Annotated in this window: 18 protein-coding genes; 17 read left to right on the top strand and 1 reads right to left on the bottom strand. The window is 69.0% G+C overall.

Annotation, left to right across the window (positions count from 1 at the left end; translation table 11 throughout):
* Positions 1–51 precede the first annotated feature (51 nt).
* Together E6J59_12500 and E6J59_12505 are read left to right on the top strand one after the other, a co-directional pair.
* Positions 52–1,074 (top strand): hypothetical protein, encoded by a 1,023-nt coding sequence (locus E6J59_12500; GenBank protein ID TMB19200.1) that lies wholly within the window; start codon positions 52–54, stop codon positions 1,072–1,074.
* Positions 1,075–1,124: 50 nt separating this feature from the next.
* On the top strand, positions 1,125–1,628 hold the full coding sequence (locus E6J59_12505) for a hypothetical protein (GenBank protein TMB19201.1): 504 nt from the start codon (positions 1,125–1,127) through the stop codon (positions 1,626–1,628).
* A gap of 12 nt (positions 1,629–1,640) precedes the next feature.
* Here E6J59_12505 and queG read toward each other — a convergent pair whose 3' ends face one another.
* The gene (queG, locus tag E6J59_12510) at positions 1,641–2,741 is read right to left on the bottom strand and encodes a tRNA epoxyqueuosine(34) reductase QueG (protein ID TMB19202.1); all 1,101 of its coding nucleotides are present in this window, start codon (positions 2,739–2,741) and stop codon (positions 1,641–1,643) included.
* A gap of 171 nt (positions 2,742–2,912) precedes the next feature.
* Here queG and E6J59_12515 point away from each other — a divergent pair, with 171 nt between their 5' ends.
* From E6J59_12515 to E6J59_12585, 15 genes are all read left to right on the top strand, one after another.
* Positions 2,913–4,307, top strand: coding sequence for a hypothetical protein (locus E6J59_12515; GenBank protein ID TMB19203.1), 1,395 nt, complete (start codon positions 2,913–2,915; stop codon positions 4,305–4,307).
* Positions 4,307–5,101, top strand: a complete 795-nt coding sequence (locus tag E6J59_12520) for a FliA/WhiG family RNA polymerase sigma factor (protein TMB19220.1) — start codon at positions 4,307–4,309, stop codon at positions 5,099–5,101. The genes E6J59_12515 and E6J59_12520 overlap by 1 nt, the downstream gene beginning before the upstream one ends.
* 108 nt (positions 5,102–5,209) lie before the next feature.
* The gene (locus E6J59_12525) at positions 5,210–5,434 is read left to right on the top strand and encodes a flagellar biosynthesis anti-sigma factor FlgM (protein TMB19204.1); all 225 of its coding nucleotides are present in this window, start codon (positions 5,210–5,212) and stop codon (positions 5,432–5,434) included.
* A gap of 48 nt (positions 5,435–5,482) precedes the next feature.
* The gene (gene csrA, locus E6J59_12530; GenBank protein ID TMB19205.1) at positions 5,483–5,701 is read left to right on the top strand and encodes a carbon storage regulator CsrA; all 219 of its coding nucleotides are present in this window, start codon (positions 5,483–5,485) and stop codon (positions 5,699–5,701) included.
* 194 nt (positions 5,702–5,895) lie between these two features.
* Positions 5,896–6,984, top strand: coding sequence for a sigma-54-dependent Fis family transcriptional regulator (locus E6J59_12535; protein TMB19206.1), 1,089 nt, complete (start codon positions 5,896–5,898; stop codon positions 6,982–6,984).
* Complete coding sequence (locus tag E6J59_12540; protein ID TMB19207.1) at positions 6,969–7,442, top strand: response regulator; 474 nt, start codon at positions 6,969–6,971, stop codon at positions 7,440–7,442. The genes E6J59_12535 and E6J59_12540 overlap by 16 nt, the downstream gene beginning before the upstream one ends.
* Before the next feature lie 128 nt (positions 7,443–7,570).
* The gene (locus tag E6J59_12545; GenBank protein ID TMB19208.1) at positions 7,571–8,218 is read left to right on the top strand and encodes a response regulator transcription factor; all 648 of its coding nucleotides are present in this window, start codon (positions 7,571–7,573) and stop codon (positions 8,216–8,218) included.
* A 296-nt stretch (positions 8,219–8,514) separates the two neighbouring features.
* The gene (locus E6J59_12550) at positions 8,515–11,025 is read left to right on the top strand and encodes a glycosyltransferase (protein ID TMB19209.1); all 2,511 of its coding nucleotides are present in this window, start codon (positions 8,515–8,517) and stop codon (positions 11,023–11,025) included.
* Positions 11,025–12,767, top strand: coding sequence for an ABC transporter ATP-binding protein (locus tag E6J59_12555; GenBank protein TMB19210.1), 1,743 nt, complete (start codon positions 11,025–11,027; stop codon positions 12,765–12,767). Before E6J59_12550 ends, E6J59_12555 begins: the two co-directional genes overlap by 1 nt.
* 14 nt (positions 12,768–12,781) lie before the next feature.
* The gene (locus tag E6J59_12560) at positions 12,782–13,768 is read left to right on the top strand and encodes an aminoglycoside phosphotransferase family protein (protein ID TMB19211.1); all 987 of its coding nucleotides are present in this window, start codon (positions 12,782–12,784) and stop codon (positions 13,766–13,768) included.
* Positions 13,761–14,777: a hypothetical protein gene (locus E6J59_12565; protein ID TMB19212.1), complete on the top strand. Its 1,017-nt coding sequence runs from the start codon at positions 13,761–13,763 to the stop codon at positions 14,775–14,777. The genes E6J59_12560 and E6J59_12565 overlap by 8 nt, the downstream gene beginning before the upstream one ends.
* Positions 14,722–15,873: an aminoglycoside phosphotransferase family protein gene (locus E6J59_12570; GenBank protein ID TMB19213.1), complete on the top strand. Its 1,152-nt coding sequence runs from the start codon at positions 14,722–14,724 to the stop codon at positions 15,871–15,873. The genes E6J59_12565 and E6J59_12570 overlap by 56 nt, the downstream gene beginning before the upstream one ends.
* Positions 15,870–17,270 (top strand): ATP-binding protein, encoded by a 1,401-nt coding sequence (locus tag E6J59_12575; protein ID TMB19214.1) that lies wholly within the window; start codon positions 15,870–15,872, stop codon positions 17,268–17,270. The genes E6J59_12570 and E6J59_12575 overlap by 4 nt, the downstream gene beginning before the upstream one ends.
* A complete protein-coding gene (locus tag E6J59_12580; GenBank protein TMB19215.1) occupies positions 17,267–17,932 on the top strand; it encodes a ChbG/HpnK family deacetylase in 666 nt (221 codons plus the stop codon). Before E6J59_12575 ends, E6J59_12580 begins: the two co-directional genes overlap by 4 nt.
* A gap of 9 nt (positions 17,933–17,941) precedes the next feature.
* On the top strand, positions 17,942–18,311 hold a 370-nt coding region (locus E6J59_12585), incomplete at its 3' end, for a hypothetical protein (GenBank protein TMB19216.1).

Below are 18,311 nucleotides of genomic sequence, written 5' to 3' on the forward strand. Positions count from 1 at the left end.
CTATGGACAGCCGTCCGAGCAGGTGACATAAGGGAAAGGTTCATCCGCTGCATGGCTACCGTCGCCAGCCGCGGCGCTCTGACGAGCCTGCTCGGGGCGCTCGACCGCCCGGGGCCGCTCATCATCTTGCCGCACGACAACCCCGATCCGGACGCGCTCGCGAGCGCAGCCGCGCTCAAGTTTCTGACCGCGAGGCTGTCCAGGAAAGAGGCGCTGATCGGCCTCGGCGGCATCGTCGGGCGGGCCGAGAACCGCGCCATGCTCACCTACCTGAACATCACGCTCGTGCCGGTGGGCGAGGTGGCGTTCGACGGTGACACCGCCGTCGTGCTGGTCGACACGCAGCCCGGCCGCAGCAACAACTCGCTGCCCGAGGGCGTCGTGCCGGTCGCCGTGATCGACCATCACCCGGCGTACGACGACTACCGCCGGGTCCCCTTCCTCGACCTCCGCGACCAGTACGGGGCGACCTCGACCATCGTGACCGAGTACCTGCGCGAGTCGAAGCTCGTGCCCGAGGCGAAGATCGCGACCGCGCTCTTCTACGGCATCGCCGCCGAGACGCAGGACCTCGGGCGCGAAGCGACGGCGGCCGACATCGAGGCGAGCCATTTCCTCTACCCGTACACCAACAAGCGCCGGCTGGCGAAGATCGAGAACGCGCGCGTGCCGCGCGAGTACTTCCGCGTCTTCCGCGAGGCGATCGAGCGCGCCACGCTCTACGACAAGGTCGTCGTCTCGATGCTCGGCGAGGTGCAGTACCCCGACATGGTGGCGGAGGTGGCGGACTTCCTCCTCCGCCTCGACCAGGTGGAGTGGGCGGCGGCGGTCGGCACTTTCGGGAGCTGCCTCCACTGCTCGGTCCGCACCATCGACCGCGAAGTGAACGCCGGCGATCTCCTCCAGCGCGTGCTCGGCAGCCGCTCGGCCGGCGGCCACGACATGATCGCGGGCGGCCGCCTGCACGTCGGCGACGACCCGGCGGCGCGCGAGCGCGCCGCGGCCATGGTGCGGGACCGCCTCCTCGGCGCGCTCGGCGTCGATCCGGCGGTCGGGCAGCCGCTGGTGGGCTGAGGCGGGCGCGCCGGATTGCGGCGCCCGCGCCCCCGAGGCACGATGTGTCCGTGCCTTCGGCCATCGACATCATCAAGCGCCGGCTCAAGGAGGACCGCGTCCCCGACGCGCCCGACGAGATCGGCGAGAAGAAGAAGCGGCCGCGCGAGGTCGCCTTCATGGACGTGAACCTCTGCTGGCCGTGCGGCAAGTGCCCGGAGTTCTGTCCGGTCGCGTGCATCGAGTACCTGGCGCCGGGCAGCCTGCCCGGCCGCGGCCAGCAGCCGGTCCAGGATCGCTTCCAGGAGTGCATCGGCTGCTACATCTGCGTCGAGGTGTGCGCGCTCCTGACCGACTACGACGCCGTCCGGATGTACGACGTCGATCTCGTCGAGCAGCTCCTCGGCGCCGAGGTCGGCGACCGGAAGCCCGTCCACTACATCCCGGCCGAGGCCTACGAGGAGTACTTCTCCGAGGGCGGCGGGCGCAGCGTGCGCCACCTCGGCAAGGGCTCGCGCATCCGCGACAAGATGAACGCCGAGGAGCGCGCGATCATCGCGCGCGAACGGGGTTGAGCAAGGCCTGGGTCAGGCGGCGAGAGCCGCCCCGATCTCCGCGACCACGCCGCTGTCCGTCTCTCTCGCTCGCGCCGCCTCGAGCGCGCGCCGCGCGCGCGCACCGCCCAGGCGGCCGAGGGCCCACGCTGCGTGCGCGCGCACCAGCGGCTCGGGATCGGCGAGGGCGGCGGCGAGGGGGGGCACGGCGTCGGGGTTCTCGCTGTTTCCGAGCGCCACCGCCGCGTTGCGGAGGAGCCCGCGCCGCTTCGCGCGCGCGACGGCCGTCCTCCCGAAGCGCGCCCGAAAACCCGCCTCGTCGAGCGCGAGCAGCGAGGGCAGGTGCGGCGCCAGCTCCTCCCGGCCGGCCGCGTCGCGCGCGTCGCCGTTCCACGGGCACGCCTCCTGGCAGAGGTCGCAGCCGAAGACCCAGTTGTCGAGGCGCGGGCGCAGCTCGGCCGGGATCGCGCTCCGGTGCTCGATGGTGAGGTAGGAGAGGCAGCGGCGGGGGTCGATCGTGTAGCCGGGGCCGAGGGCGCCGGTCGGGCAGGCGGCGTGGCAGCGGCTGCAGGTCCCGCAATGGTCGGCGGGCAGCGGTGCCGGTGCGAGCTCGAGGTCCGTGAACAGCTCGGCCAGGAAGAAGTACGAACCGGCAGCGCGGTCGAGGAGCAGCGTGTGCCTGCCGATCCAGCCGAGGCCGGCGCGCATGGCCCACTCGCGCTCGAGCACCGGGCCGGTGTCGACGTAGCCCTCGAAGCGCGCGCCGGGGAAGGCCGCCGCGAGGCGCGCGGCGAGCGCGTCCAGGAGCGCGCCCACGCGCGCGTGATAGTCCTGGCCGAGCGCGTAGGCGGCGATCCGGCCGGTGAGCGTCACGCGCCAGTCGGAGGCCGGCGGGGGCGGCGGGCGGTAGGCGAAGGCGAGCGAGATGACGGCGCGCGCCCACGGCCGCACGGAGCGCGGGTCGATCCGCTCCGCGGTGCGCCTCGCCAGATAGCCCATCTCGCCGGCGCGTCCCTCCGCGAGCCAGGCCTCGAGGAAGGGGCCCACCGGAAGCGGGCCGAGCGGCGCCGTGCCGGCGCGGGAGAATCCCAGCGTGCGCGCCGCGGCCGCGATCGTCGCCTCGCGGGAGCGCATGACGCCCTGGTTTAGCACGCGACTGAGGCCGTCAGAAGTCTGGCTCCGGTGTCAGCGGGCCCGCCGGCGGCCGCGCGTCCCGGCAGCGCGCGCCACGCCCTGCAACGATAGCCGCGCGTGGTACATGCCTTGCTCCCGTGCACCCTCCGTGCGGCGGGTACGCGGTGCGGGATGCTGTGGTGCCCTGGTGCTGGTGCTGGTGGTGGTGGTGGTGGTGGCGGGGACGGCCAGGGCGGAGGAGGACGGCCCGCTCGCGCGCGACGCGGCGGAGGGACCGGGCCGGGAGGCCCGGTCTCTCCGCGCGCCGGCCAGCGACACGCTGCTCGGGGACCCCTTCAACATCATCGGATAGCGCCCGGGCGCGCGCCCCCACAGTCACGAATTGCGGCCTGTGGCGGCCCCGCGAGGCAAAGTCCTGACCGCCCGGCTGCCCAGCTCGCGGCGGGGCGGGTCACCTCTGGTGGCACATCGGTTGCTCCCCTTGGCCCACGCCGGAGGGCCGTGGGTGGCCGGGGAGAGGAGGCGGACGGACGTGCAAGCGGCGCGAGGCGGCAGGCGGAGGACGCCGCAGGGCAGGGCGATCCTGCGCGCGGAGCCCGTCCACCGAGCGGAGTTCCGGTGAGCGGCATCCTCTCAGAGGAGGAGGGCGCCGCGCTCTGCCCGGGTCGCACCTGGCCGCCAGCCGCTGCATCCCGCCGGCGACGCCGCACCGGCCCGCGCGCTGCCTCTTGGCCGCATGAGGGGGGAAGACCCGCGGCGCGCCTGCGCGTGATCGCAGTGGCGAGCGGGAAGGGCGGCGTGGGGAAGACCAGCGTGACCGCCAACCTGGCCGTCGCGCTGGCGCGGCAGGGAGAGCGAGTGTGCGTGCTCGACGCGGACCTGGGGCTCGCGAACCTGGACCTGCTCCTCGGGCTCTCGCCCAGGCTCTCGCTCCTCGACGTGCTGCGCGGCGAGCGCCGCCTGACCGAGGTGATCGTCGACGGGCCGGCGGGCGTGCGCGTCATCCCGGCGGCGAGTGGCTGCGAGGAGCTGACCGCCCTCGGACCCGCCGAGCGCCTGCGCCTCCTCGACGAGGTCGACGCGCTCGACCAGGCGCTCGACGTGCTCCTGGTGGACGCGGCCGCGGGCATCTCGTCCAACGTGCTCCATTTCACCGCCGCCGCGGCCGACGCGCTCCTCGTCATCACGCCCGAGCCCACCGCTTTGACCGACGCCTACGCGCTCATGAAGGTGCTCGCCGCGCGCTACGGGCGGCGCGAGTTCCTGATCGCCGTCAACATGGCGGCGGGCGCGGTCGATGCCGAGGCGGCCTTCGCGCGCCTGGCGCGTGTGGCCGAGCGCTTCCTCCGCGTCCGCGTCGAGTACCAGGGCTACGTGCCCTATGACGACGCCGTACGGCGCGCGGTGCGCGAGCAGCTCCCGGTGCTGCTCGCCGCGCCCGGAGCGCCGGCGAGCCAGGCGCTCGTGCAGCTCGCCGCGCGCCTCGCGACACGCCCGCCGTCGGCGCCGACTGGCGGCGTGCAGTTCTTCTTCCGGCGGCTTCTCGGCGAGGGGAGGCGATCATGATGGGGACGGGACACGGCGCCGCGCGCCGGCGCGCGGGGCGGGCCGCCACGGCCTACGCGCCGCTCGCCGGGAACCGGGAGGACGTGCTGCGCCGCCACCTGCCTCTCGTGCGACGCGTGGTACAGCGCCTGGCGGCGCGCAAGCCGCCGCACATCGAGCTCGACGATCTGGTTTCGTGGGGCATCGTCGGCCTCCTCGATGCCATCGGCAAGTATGATCCGAGGAAGGAGGCGTCGTTCTCCACCTACGCGCAGTTCCGCATCCGCGGCGCGATCCTGGACCATCTGCGCTCGCTCGACTGGGTGCCGCGCAGCGTGCGGCAGAAGGCGAGCCTGATCGAGAAGACGGCGCACACGCTCGAGGGCGCGCTCGGCCGGCCGCCGAGGGAGGAGGAGATCGCGCGCGAGCTCGGGCTCTCGCTCGAGACCTACCAGGAGCTGCTCGCCCGCATCGGCGAGATGAGCCTCTTCAGCCTCGAGGACCTCGGCTTCGGACGCGGCGAGGAGCGCCTGAACCTGGAGCGCCGCTTCGAGGAGGACGAGGAGGATCCGCTCGGGGCGCTGCTCACGCGGGAGCGCGTCGATCTGGTCGCCGCGGCGATCGCGCGCCTGCCGGAGCGCGAGAAGCTGGTGATCACGCTCTACTACCACGAGGAGCTCACCATGAAGGAGGTGGGCGCCGTGCTCGGGTTGACGGAGTCGCGCGTCTCGCAGCTCCACTCGCAGGCGATGCTGCGCTTGAAGGTGCCGCTCAGCCATCACTTCGGCGACCGGCACGACGAGCAGGAGCGGTGATGCCGAGCCCGACCGGGGACGGCCTGGTGCCGAGGGAGCTCAAGATCCCGAACTGCGCTGCCGATACACCGTTGGGGAACCGGCAGGCCGCCGTCCGGGGCTTGAGCGATGAAGGTCAATGACCCGAAAGTCCCGCTGCATCCGCCACTTGGCGGCACAAACGGGCTCGCCGGGCTGGCGAGCGAGGAGGGCTCCCTCGATCGCCTGCGCGAGGAGAAGGTGACGGGGCTGCGTGCCCTGATGGCCACGGGCACCTACAGCGCCAACGTCCAGGACGTGGCGCGCCGGTTCCTGCGCGAGCTGCTCGAGGAGCTGCTCGCCGGCCGGGTCTAGGGCGCGGCGCGCGTCCGGCCGACGATCCGGCCCGGGATGGGGAGAGCGATGCTGGTCCTGACACGGAAGTTGGGCGAGGTGATCCGGGTCGGCGACGCCGTCACGGTGCACGTCCTCGAGGTGCGGGGCAACCAGGTGCGGCTCGGCGTGGAAGCGCCCGCCGACGTGCGCATCTACCGCGAAGAGATCTACCGCGCGATCCTTGAGGCGGGCGAGAGCCCGCACCCCATTCGCCCGGGCGGCCGCGCCCCCCGGTTACAAAAATAGCTCGCGGCGTACAGCTTTGTCCGGCAGCGCGCTCGCGGCGCGCCGGCGCCGGCCTGCATCGTGCCCCCGGAACGTCAGACTTACCGCAAGCTTGAGGGCAATTTCCTGACCCTGGTCGGGGCCGACACCGCATCGGGCGTGGCGCTTGCTTCCTCTTCCCCCGGGCGCGGCCCGAAGCGCGCAGCGGGGGGTCCATGGAGAACGTCCGGTTCGAGCCACAGCAGTTGGAGGACGAGCCACTCGGGTTCGAGGGCATCATCGGCCGCCACCCGAGCATGGAAGACATCTTCGAGGTGATCCGCCGGGTGGCGCCGACGGACGCCACCGTGCTGATCGCGGGCGAGAGCGGCACCGGCAAGGAGCTGGTCGCGGCCGCGCTGCACCGGCTCTCGGCGCGCGCCGCGGGCCGCTTCGTGCCCGTCCACTGCGGCGCCATCCCGGAGGAGCTGCTGGAGAGCGAGATGTTCGGGCACGAGCGCGGCGCGTTCACGGGCGCGGTCGCGAGCCGCCTGGGCCGCTTCAAGCTCGCTGACCAGGGCACCATCTTCCTCGACGAGATCGGCGAGATGAGCCCGAAGCTCCAGGTGAAGCTGCTGCGCGTGCTCGAGGACGGGCGGTTCGAGTCGGTCGGCAGCGTGGTCACGCAGCAGGTCGACGTGCGGATCATCGCGGCGACCAATCGCGCCCTGGACGAGGCGGTCACGGCAAAGCAGTTCCGCGAGGATCTCTTCTACCGCCTGCGTGTGGTGCCGATCGAGATGCCGCCGCTCAGGCGCAGACGGGAAGACATTCCGCTCCTCGTGCGAGGGACGCTCGCCCAGCTCGCGGAGAAGGGCCTGCCGCGTTTCGACGTCACCCCGGCCGCCCTCGCGGCGCTCGAGCGCTACTCATGGCCGGGCAACGTGCGCGAGCTTCGCAACTTGCTCGAGCACATGGTCGTCCTCGGACGGCCCGAGCGCGTGATCGAGGTCCACGACCTCCCGCCGCACGTGATCGCCGCCCAGGAGTCGGGCGAGGCGCAGGCGGCGATGCCGTGGCAGTTCGGCCCGGCGGGCATCGACTTCTACCGCGAGATGGAGGCGATCGAGGACCGCATCATCGCCCAAGCGCTCCGGCTCTCGGGCGGCAACAAGAAGGAGGCGGCGCGGCTTCTGCGCGTGAACCGGACCACGCTCCTCGAGAAGCTGAAGCGCAAGCGGGCGCAGGGGGGCGCGCTCGCGGCCCTTCTCGGCGCGCCGCGGGGGACGGAGGTCGTGGGAGGACACGGATGGATCGAGGGCTGAGCAGCCACCAGCGCTCGCTCCGCGGCTCGGCGGCCGCGCGCGCCGCGCTGCGCAAGGCATCGGGTCTGACCGCCCGCGTCCTCGTGGTCGACCACCTCGGCAGCGCGCGCTCGCCGCTCGCCGGGGTGCTGCGCGGCGCGGGTTACGACGTCGTGCTGGTCGGGAGCGGGCCGGCCGCCCTCGCCGCGCTCGAGCAGGAGGGCGCGGACGTCCTCCTCACGGATCTCTACATGCCCGAGATGACCGGCTGGGACCTGACGCGGGTCGTGCGGGCGCGCGGCATCGCCGGCACGCGCGGTCGGCCCCTCTGCGTGGGCCTCTACTCCGCGGTCCTGAGCGGTGTGAGCCGCGCACTGCTCGCGCGCGCCCAGGTCGACTTCGCGATCACCAAGCCGGGCGACCCCGAGACCATCCTCGAGGCGGTCGAGCGCGCGCTCGCGTGGGCCGAGGTGGCCTAGCGGGCAGGGTCCCCCGGGGATCAAGGACCCCTCACGCGTTTTTCTCGGCGGGCTCCCCCTTTTTTCTGCGCCGAAAGCGCCCGCGCGGTGAGGAAGAAGCGAGCGAAACGTGCTTCGATCACCGCGGGATGGAGCGCATCCGAGTGTTGCTGGTCGACGATCACACGATCGTCCGTCAGGGGCTGCGCTGCATCCTCGCCACCGACGAGGAGATCGAGGTCGTCGGCGAGGCCGGTGACGGGCGCAGCGCGGTCGATCTCGCCGAGCGGCTGCGGCCCGACGTGGTGGTGATGGACCTGACGCTCCCCGAGCTGAACGGGATCGAGGCCACGCGGCGCATCTACAAGCAGGAGAAGGACGCCAAGGTGCTCATCCTCACCATGCACACCGACCGCATGTTCGTCCGCCAGAGCCTGAAGGCGGGCGCGCGCGGCTACCTGGTGAAGGACGCCGAGGACACCGATCTCGTGAAGGCGGTCAAGGTGATCGGCCGCGGCGGCTCGTTCTTCAACGCCGAGGTCTCCCGCATGCTGCTCAGCGACTACCTGGGGGAGCGACCGCCGGGGGACGACGACGACCTCACGCGTCTCACGGGGCGGGAGCGCGAGATCCTCCAGCTCATCGCCGAGGGGCGCACGAACGCCGAGATCGCCGCCACCCTCTCGCTCAGCCAGAACACGGTCGAGACCCACCGCAAGCAGATCATGAAGAAGCTCGACCTCCACAAGACGGCCGAGCTGGTCCGCTTCGCGCTGCGCAAGCAAGTGGTGAACTGAGCTGCGCGCTCGCCCGGCGCCGCCGTGACCCGGCGCGGCGCGTCAGTTGGCTCCCCTTCGTCAGGTCAGGTATCTCCCCCCGTTCCCCACACTCGCGTCCCGTCGCAGATCCGGAGCGATGATAGCGCAGACCGCAACGCATCTAGCTGGCCAGAAGCCCTACCGTAACATTAGTCTTGACGCGGCGACCCGCGCGTGTTGTTGCACAATCATGTGCTTTGCCCGGCTCCGTGCGCCGGGCTTGGCAGTTGACGAGAACGTTTGCCTCATAGCTGACCGCCGTGAGTCCGGTACGCATGCCCGCGCTGAGCCCCAGCACCCTCCCCGCACTCGCGGTAGATGCGCGGCCGTCCGCGCGGGGCAAGTTCATCTTCGTCGGCGATGACAAGCTATATGTCCGCGGCGTGACCTATGGGACGTTCCGGCCCGACGAGGATGGTCACGAATATCCCGCCGCGGACGTCGTCGAGCGAGATTTCGCTCACATGGCGGCATGCGGCCTGAACGCGGTCCGCACCTACACGGTACCGCCGCCCTGGCTGCTGGACTGTGCCTGGAGGCATGGCCTCCGCGTCATGGTGGGTCTGCCCGTGGAACGATACGTCGGCTTCCTGGCCGACAAGAAGGACGGCCTCGATCGGCTGGTGGCGGTCGTGCGCGCCGGGGTGCGCGCCTGCCGGGGCCATCCCGCGGTCCTCTGCTACGCGATCGGCAACGAGATCCCGGCTGCCATCGTGCGCTGGCATGGCCGCCGACGCATGGTCGGCCTCATCGAGCGGCTCTACCGGGCGGCAAAGGCCGAGGATCCCGCCGGGCTCGTCACCTACGTGAACTACCCCTCCAGCGAGTATCTGCAGCTGCCCTTTCTCGACCTCGTTTGCTTCAATGCGTACCTGGAGTCGCAGGAGCGCTTCGCCGCCTACCTCGCGCGGCTGCAGAACATCGCGGGCGATCGTCCCCTGATCATGAGTGAGATCGGGCTCGACAGCCTACGGCACGGCGAGAGCACGCAAGCGAGGGTCCTCGAATGGCAGACTCGAACGGCGTTCGCGTCGGGGTGCGCGGGCGCCTTCGTCTATGCCTGGACCGACGAGTGGTACCGGACGGGCGAGGACGTCGATGACTGGGCCTTCGGTCTGACACACCGCGACCGGCGGCCCAAGAAGGCCCTGGCCACCGTCTGCGGGGCGTTCGCCGAGGCGCCGTTCCCGCCGGACCGGCCCTGCCCCCGCGTCAGCGTGGTGGTCTGCACTTACAACGGGGGGAGGGTGATCCGCGACTGCCTCGAAGGCCTCCGGAGACTGGACTACCCGAACTTCGAAGTCATCGTGGTCAATGACGGATCGACCGACACCACGGCGGCGGTGCTCAGGGAGTACGATTACCGGGTGATCACCACCGAGAATCGCGGCCTGGGCAGCGCCCGGAATACCGGCATGGAAGCGGCCACCGGGGAGATCGTCGCCTATATCGACGACGATGCCTATCCCGACCCGCACTGGCTTTCCTACCTTGCCGCCGCGTTCTGCAGCACGACGCATGCAGCGGTTGGCGGCCCGAACATCGGACCCCCCGGCGACGGGCGGTTCGCCGCGAGCGTTGCCAATGCGCCGGGCAACCCCACTCACGTGCTCGTGTCCGATCAGGAAGCGGAGCACATTCCAGGGTGCAACATGGCCGTCCGCAAGGCCTGCCTCGAGGCGGTGGGCGGTTTCGATCCTCAATTCCGTGTCGCCGGAGACGATGTCGACCTGTGCTGGCGGCTGCGGGAACGCGGCGAGACGTTGGGGTTCAGCCCGGCGGCCATGGTCTGGCACCATCGCCGCAACTCGGTGCGCGCGTTCTGGAGACAGCAGCTGGGCTACGGCAGGTCCGAGGGGCTCCTGGAGAGAAAGTGGCCGGAGAAGTACAACGTCGCCGGCCACATCAGCTGGTCCGGCCGGGTCTACGGCAAGGGGCTCGCACACGCGCTGGGCCGGCCGAGCCGCATCTATTACGGCACGTGGGGCAGCGCGCCGTTCCAGCCTCTCTGCGAACCTCCGGCGGGCGGCCTCCTGTCGCTGGCCCTGATGCCGGAGTGGTACCTGGTGATCATCACCCTCATCGCGATCTCAGCGCTCGGGACCCTGTCGACGCCCCTGCTATTCGCCTTGCCGGTGGCGGCCTGCGCAGTCGCCCTTCCTCTCCTCCAGGCCGGCCTGAGCGCGGCCCGGGCTCCGTTCGCGGGCGCGCCCCGATCCAGCGCTCTGGGGATGTTCAGGCTGCGTGGCCTGACGGCATTCCTCCATCTGCTCCAGCCCTTGGCCCGCCTGCGCGGTCGACTGGCCAGCGGCCTCACGATCTGGCGGCGGGGCCGTATGTCTGGGCTCGCGTTTCCCCGGCCGCGCACGTTCAGGGTCTGGACCGAACGGTGGCGGGCGCACGAGGAGCGGCTGCGGTCCCTCAAAGTGGCCCTGTGCGCAAACCGCGCCATCGTTCAGGCCGGGGGCGACTATGACCGCTGGGACCTCGAGATACGGGGTGGGATGTTCGGAGCCACCCGCGTGCTCATGGCGGTCGAAGAGCACGGCCACGGGAGGCAGCTCCTGCGGCTCCGCACGTGGCCGCGGTGCTCGCCCATGGGAGTCGCGCTGACCCTCGTGTTCGCCGCCCTTTCCACCACCGCAGCGATCGACCCCTCCTGGCCAGCCTGCGCCATCCTCGGCGTGGCGGCTCTGCTGGCGGCGGTGCGCACCGTGCAGGAGTGCGCTGCCAGCACGGCCGCGATCCTTCGCACGCTCGGGCCATCAGGCGCCGAAGGCCTCTGATGGCCCATACCGATCTTGCCCTCTACCGGCGGCTGCTGCGCGAGGCACGGCCCTACTGGCCGCACATCGCCGGCATGTTCCTGCTCAGCCTGCTCTCGACCCCCGTTGCGCTGCTCGTGCCGCTCCCGATGAAGATCATCGTCGACAGCGTGATCGGCGCCCACCCGCTCCCTCGCTTCGTCGACGTGCTGCTGCCGCCCGCCTTGCACTCCAGGAACGCCCTCCTCGCTCTCATGGTCGCCTTCCTGGTGGCCATCGCCCTCGTCAGCCAGCTGAAAGAACTCGGCGTGTCGCTGCTGCGCACGTACACCGGCGAAAAACTGGTTCTCGGCTTCCGCGCGCGGCTGTTCTGCCACGTCCAGCGCCTCTCGCTCTCGTATCATGATTCCAAGGGAAGCACCGACTCTACGTACCGGATCCAGTGGGATGCTCAGTCGATCCAGTACATCATGATCGACGGCTTCGTTCCCTTCATCACCTCGGGATGCAGCCTCGCGGTGATGCTCTACGTCACCGTGCGACTCGATCCGCAACTGGCGATGATCGGCCTGGCCGTCTCACCCGTCCTCCTCCTCCTCATGAGGATCTATCGCCGGCGCCTTCGCGGTCAGGCCCGCGCGGTGAAGGCGCTCGACAGCTCCGCCCAGTCGGTGGTGCAGGAGGTGCTGGCGGGCATACGCGTCGTCAAGGCGTTTGGCCAGGAGATCCGTGAACAGGAGCGGTTCGTCCGTCACTCCAGCGCGGGTGTGCGGGCGCGTCTGCGGCTCGCATTCGTGGAGAACGGCTTTGGTCTCCTCGTTGGCCTCACCACCGCCGGAGGGACGGCGGCTGTCGTCTCGATCGGCGCGCATCACGTGCTCTCCGGGCGACTCACGCTGGGGGAGCTGCTCATGGTGATGGCCTACCTGTCCCAGCTCTACGAGCCGTTGAAGACCATCAGCAAGAAATCGGCGAGCCTGCAGTCGCACCTGGCGAGCGCCGAGCGAGCGTTCACCCTCCTCGACCACACAGCGGACGTCAGCGAGCGGCCGAATGCCCGGCGACTGGTGCGCGCCACGGGCGGGGTGGCCTTCCGGCGCGTCTCCTTCGCCTACGACGGAAGTTCGAGGGTTCTGCACGACGTGTCGTTCGACCTCGAGCCCGGGGCTCGCGTGGGCATCACCGGCGCGACGGGTGCGGGCAAGACCACGCTCTTGAGCCTGCTCACCCGCTTCTACGACCCGACCGAGGGCCAGATCCTGCTTGATGGCGTGGATCTGCGAGAGTACAGGCTGGCCGACCTGCGCGACCAGTTCGCGATCGTCCTGCAGGACTCGGTGCTGTTCTCGACGAGCATGGGCGAGAACATCGCCTACGGGCGGCCCGGCGCCAGCGACGAGGAAATCGTCGCGGCCGCAAAGGCCGCCGGCGCCCACGACTTCATCGTGCGCTCACGGCAGGGCTACGAGAGCCGGGTCGGGGAGCGTGGAATGCAGCTCTCGGGCGGAGAGCGCCAGCGCATCGCGCTCGCGCGCGCCTACCTGAAGAATGCTCCGATCCTCATTCTCGACGAGCCCACGAGCTCGGTCGATCTGCGCACCGAGGCCGCGATCCTGGAAGCACTGGAGGGGCTGATGCGCGGCCGTACAGCCTTCGTGATCACTCACCGCGCGAGCGCGCTCACGACCTGCGACATGCGGCTGCAACTGGAGCGGGGCCGTCTCGTGGAGGCGACGCCGGCGCTGCTACGTCGGCAAAGATGATGAGTAACGAAGTCGTGACCGGATCGCTGGCCGAGCACCCGGCGGTCAAGGCGTGGTGTGAATCGCAACACGCCGGGATCGCACCGCAGCGCATCGAAGTTCTGAAATCCAAACGTAAAGTGGCCACCTACCGGCTGGACGGCATTGGACCGGGTGGCGCGGCGGTGATCGCCAAGCGCTGCCGGGCCGCGACGGCCAAGGTGGAGCGGATGATCTACGCGGAAATCCTTCCCCGCCTGCCGGTGTCCGCCTTGCGTTACTACGGGTTCGTGGAAGCGCCCGACGATGAGTTCTGTTGGCTGTTCCTCGAGGAGGCGAGCCGGGAGCCCTATTCGCCGCAGCGCGCCGATCATCGGGCGCTGGCCGGGCGTTGGTTGGGGACACTTCATGTCGCTTCGCTTTCCGCCGACATGAAGGCCCGCCTGCCGGACCGGGGACCGAGCCACTACCTGCGACGCCTGCGAGACGTCCGAGCCACGCTGGGCGAGCACCTCGACAATCCCGCCCTGCCCGCAGACGACTCGAGTCTGCTGCGAACCGTTGCGGCGCATTGTGACACGCTCGAATCGCACTGGGACGAAGTGGAGGGATGCTGTGCCGCGATGCCGCGCACGCTGGTACACGCCGACTTCGTGATCAAGAACCTGCGCGTCCGCGCCGGGGTGAGCGGCCCTGAACTGCTGGCCTTCGATTGGGAATTCGCTCACTGGGGCGTGCCGGCCACCGACTTGGCGCAGATCGTGGGGCGCGCCGCGAGTCCGGACCTGAACGTCTATGGCTCGGTCGTGCAGCGGGATTTTGGACGTCTGGACGCCCGCGACATCCAGCGGCTGGCCGACTGCGGTAAGCTCCTGCGGGTGGTGGACGAACTCTATTGGGCGACGACGCTCATCGCGGGCAGTTCTTACAAGTGTTTCGTCAGGCCCCTTTCGAACTTCAGGATTTGTGAACCTGAATTGGTCGCGGCCTTTCGCGCCATGAAGTGGGCCAAATATGGGTAAACCACTGACTAACGAGACGGTGACCGGGTCGCCGGCTGAACACCCGGCGGTGAAGGCATGGTGTCAACTGCAGCATACGTGGAACGAGCCGCAGCGCGTCGAAATCCTGAGGCTCAAGCGCAAGTCTGCGGTATTCCGCCTGGAGGGCGTTGGACCGGGAGGCACGGTGATCATCGCCAAACGGTGTCCTGCTACTACGGCGAGGGTCGAACGGGTGATTTACGACGAAATCCTTGCACGCGTGCCGGTGCCGTCGCTGCATTGCCACGGGTTTCTGGAAGAGCCCGACAGCGAACTCTGCTGGCTGTTCCTCGAAGAGGCCCGCGGGGTGATGTATTCGCCGCAGCGCGGCGATCATCGGGCGTTGGCCGCCCGTTGGCTGGGAACGGTTCACTGCGCGTCACTCTCCGCCGAATTGAAGGCCTTGCTACCGGACCGCGGACCGGCCCACCATCTGGGATTGCTGCGCTCCTCCCGGACCACGCTACGGGAGCACCTGGCGGACAACTCAAGCTTGCCGGGCGAGGATGACGCCTTGTTGCGGAGAATTGTGGAGTGCTGCGACGTGATGGAATCGCGCTGGGCCGAGTTGCAGACGATCTGTGAAGTGCTGCCGCACACGGTGGTCCATGGCGATTTCGTCATCAAGAACGTGCGCATCAAAGACGCCCCGGCGGGCCCCGCGCTGCTGGTGTTCGATTGGGAACTTGGCGGCCGGGGCGCGCCGGCCGTCGACCTCGCGCAGTTCGTTGGGCTCACGGTCAGCCCGGACCTCGCTGTGCATGGCTCGGTCCTGAAACGGGTCTATCCGCACCTGGATGTCCCGGACATTCAACGCGCCGCGGAGTGGGGCAACCTCTTGCGGTTGGTGGACGAGATGTACTGGGCGACCCTGCTGATGCAATTCGGCCGGTACGAATTGGTGCTGAAGCCGATCTTGACACTGAGGCTCTATGAACCGGGGCTGGTCGCGGGGCTGCAAGCCATTGCGGGAAGCGAACATGATTGAAGGCTTGGAGACACTGCTGGAAGGCAAAGACCAGCCGGGCCTGACCGAGGTGCGCGAATTGCTCCAGGAGTTGCTGGCGGGGCAGGACGGAACGGGTCGTTTGCTTGACCAGCAATCGCTGAAGCGGCGGACGCAAGGCGTGTACCGCCTGCGCTTTGCCATCGATGGCCAGACCCGCTCGGTTGTCATCAAACGCTTGGAGCCGGAGATCGCCCGACGGAATGAACTGGTGGCGAGACGCTGGCTGCCGGCGGTCGGTTTGGACGGCAGCGGTCCGCCCTTGCTGGGCAGCGTCGCCGCGCGCAGCGGAGTTTGCGTGTGGCATGTGTACGACGACCTCGGTTGTTGCGAGCTCGGTCCCCGCGAAATCGACCGCGAACCCGACGGCGAGCGATTGAAGGCTGCCGTCGAGTTGATTGCGCAGATACACACGGGCTTTGCGGGACATGCCTTGCTTGGAGAGGTGCGGCTGCACGGCGGAGACCTTGGAATTCATTTCTACGAAGCGAATGTGCGCGACGCGATCAGCGCGCTGCTAGGCTGGCAACCGCCGGCCGACCAGCGCGACTTGCGCGACCGCCTGCTGGTGCGGCTGGACAGACTACTCGACGAGTTGCCGCAACGGGCGCAGGCGCTGGCCGAATTGGGCGGACCAGAGACTCTGCTGCACGGCGACCTGTGGGCCATCAACGTCTTCGTCATTCCCAGCGCCAAGGGCCCGTGCGCGCGGCTCATCGACTGGGACCACGCGGCGGTCGGCCCGGCCACCTACGATCTCTCGACGTTTCTGTTGCGTTTCTCCGCGCAGCACCGGCCGGGGGTGCTCGAGCGTTATCGTGGGGCTGTGGCGCGGGCCGGCTGGCGGCTGCCGGGAACGCAAGCCTTGAACCTGCTGTTCGAGACGCACGAGTACGCGCGCTTTGCCAATCGGATCATCTGGCCCGCGATTGCGCTGGTGAAGGACGGCGCCGAGTGGGGTGTTGAGGAGCTGGCCGAGATCGAGCACTGGTTTGAGATGTTGCGGCCGGTGCTTGCCCGAGAAAACGAGACGCACGCCCCGCCGAGTCCAGCATCCGTCCTGCGGAGGAGGCAGTGATCGACCTGAGCCGCACTCGAAGAGGGCTTCTCAGGGAAATCGAGGCGCCGGACCTGGCTGGCGATCCTCTGAGGGATGTCACCGACACGCGCATTGCGACCACGGATGCGCACGTGAGCATCTGTGGACACGGGCGAGAAGGTCTTTTCCCGGCCCTCAAGCTCGCGCTCTCGGAACGGTTGGCGGCGGTACCGCGGGCACAGCTGGCCAGAGACCTGCTGATGCCGTTGAGGAACGCCCTCGGCAACGCCTCGAAGCACGGCAACCGCGGCGAGCCCGCCAAGCAGGTTTCCGTGGAGCTGGTCGTGACCGGCAAGGGCGTGTTCATCGCAGTCGCCGACGAAGGTGCAGGCTTCGACGTTGCACGTACGTTGCGGCGCTTCCTGGAGCAAGAGAGCTATTTCGAGAATCGCGGGACTGGATTCCGCAACTTTCACGGGGGAAGCCCGGCCCTCGAGTTGCCGGAGATCGAGTCCTGCCGGGCGTATGCGAGCGACGATTGCGGGATCCGCTACGTGGTCCGGGTCTCCCGCCACGACGGGCAACCGGCCGAGACACGGATCCTCACGGGGAGGCTTCACTCGACTGTTGCCGCGGCGAAGGCGGACTTCGAGGCCGCAACGAGGCTGTATGACGCGAGGATGGCGAAAGACGTTCTGATCCCCCGAGCGGTGGCGAGGCTTGCCAGAGAACCGCAGCTCGTCCTCTACGACTTCGACCCGTGGATGAACTTCTGGGAGTATCAGAGCTATCGCCACAGCTATGGCGGCAGCTTCAGGGGCCTCCGGCATTCCGCGAAAAGCATTGGCCGGGCGTTGGCGGGTTTGCACCGAAGCGAGTTCGTCCCGCGCCCCGCGGAGCCTGAGCTCGTTGAACCGCGCCTTGGGGAGATGACCCTGCGGGCGGAGAGAAACCTGCAGAGCCTGCCGTGTGAACCGACACTTTTGAATCACTTCCGTTTCTCCGCCCAGCAGGTCCGGCGGCGGGAGTTAGAGAGGCAGCGAACCCTCACCCCGATCCACGGTGCCTTTGGTTGGGACTGCATCCAATATGGCTCCGACGATCGTCTCTATCTGTATCGGTTCGAGCGGTGCCGGCGATCCGATACGGGGCTCGATCTCGGAGGATTCGCGGCGGACGTGCTTTGCTTCGCGCTCGCCAACCACGATGAGGCCGCAGGTCCTCAGTGCTGCGACATCTTTCTGCGTTCCTACAATTCGAGGGCCGAACACCCAATCAGTGAAGACGATCTTCGATTCTATAGCGCCCTAGTCCTCGCCGAGCGCCTCCGGGACGCGGGGTGCCGCGCCGGAGTGGGTGCCCGGCAGTTGCTCGGGGCTCTGGACGCCGTGTTATGTTGTGAAGGCCGGGGCGTCGCCAGCGAGGTGAGGCCATGAGATATCTAATCGTCAACGGCGACGACTTCGGCGCCAGTCGCGGGATCAACCGCGGCATTCTCGAAGCGCACCAGCGCGGCATCCTGACCAGCACGAGCTTACTGGTGGACGCGCCGGGGAGCGAGGAGGCAGCGCGCCTCGGGCGGGCGGCGCGGGAGCTGAGCGTGGGCCTGCACGTCGATCTGCCCAACAAACGCGGGGATTGTCGCGCCGAGCTGTCGCGCCAGTTGGCCCGGTTCGCGGAGTTGATGGGGCGCGCGCCGACGCACCTCGACTCGCACCACAATGTGCATCGCGATCCACAGGCGCTGCCGTATTTCCTCGACCTGGCGCGGCAGCACGGTTTGCCTCTGCGCGAACACTCGCCTGTCGGCTACTTCTCGAAATTCTACGGGCAGCGGGGCGGCGAAAGGCGCTTGGAGCAGATCAGCGTGGAGAGTTTGGCTCGCATGTTGAAGATGACAATCGCCGACGGCCTCACGGAACTGAGCTGTCACCCTGGATACGTCGACCCCGACTTCTCCACGGCCTATAACGCCGAGCGCGAGGCCGAATTGCACACCCTGTGCGATCCGCGAACCCGCCAGACGCTCGCAGAGTACACCATTCGACTCATCAGCTATCATGACGTCGGCAAACTCCTGGCGAGCGCGGCGACGTGAGGAGACATCATGCCAACAGTCGTGATGTCAGCGTTCAACGTTTTGAATTTCGTCGAAGGCGGCGGCCACTTCTGGGTCTATATGCAATACGCGCAGGGCCTCCGTCAGTCGGGCTGCGACGTGTACTGGCTGGAGAGCTTCCGCAGCCGGGGCAATGGAGAGTCGGATGCCGGCTTGCTCTCTCCGTTCCTGGCGCGAATGGAGCGGTTTGGATTGGGTGGCAAAGTCATTCTCTACCCAGACGACGGCTCGGGTGGCGAGGCTGGCTTGCCGCGGCAGTATGTCGGCATGAGCGCGGACGAGGCCGAGGCGATTTTTGATCGGGCCGATCTGTTGCTGAACTTTCATTACGCGACTGCTCCGAGGCTGTTGGCTCGCT

The organism is Deltaproteobacteria bacterium, assembly GCA_005879795.1.
GTDB lineage: Bacteria > Desulfobacterota > Binatia > DP-6 > DP-6 > DP-6.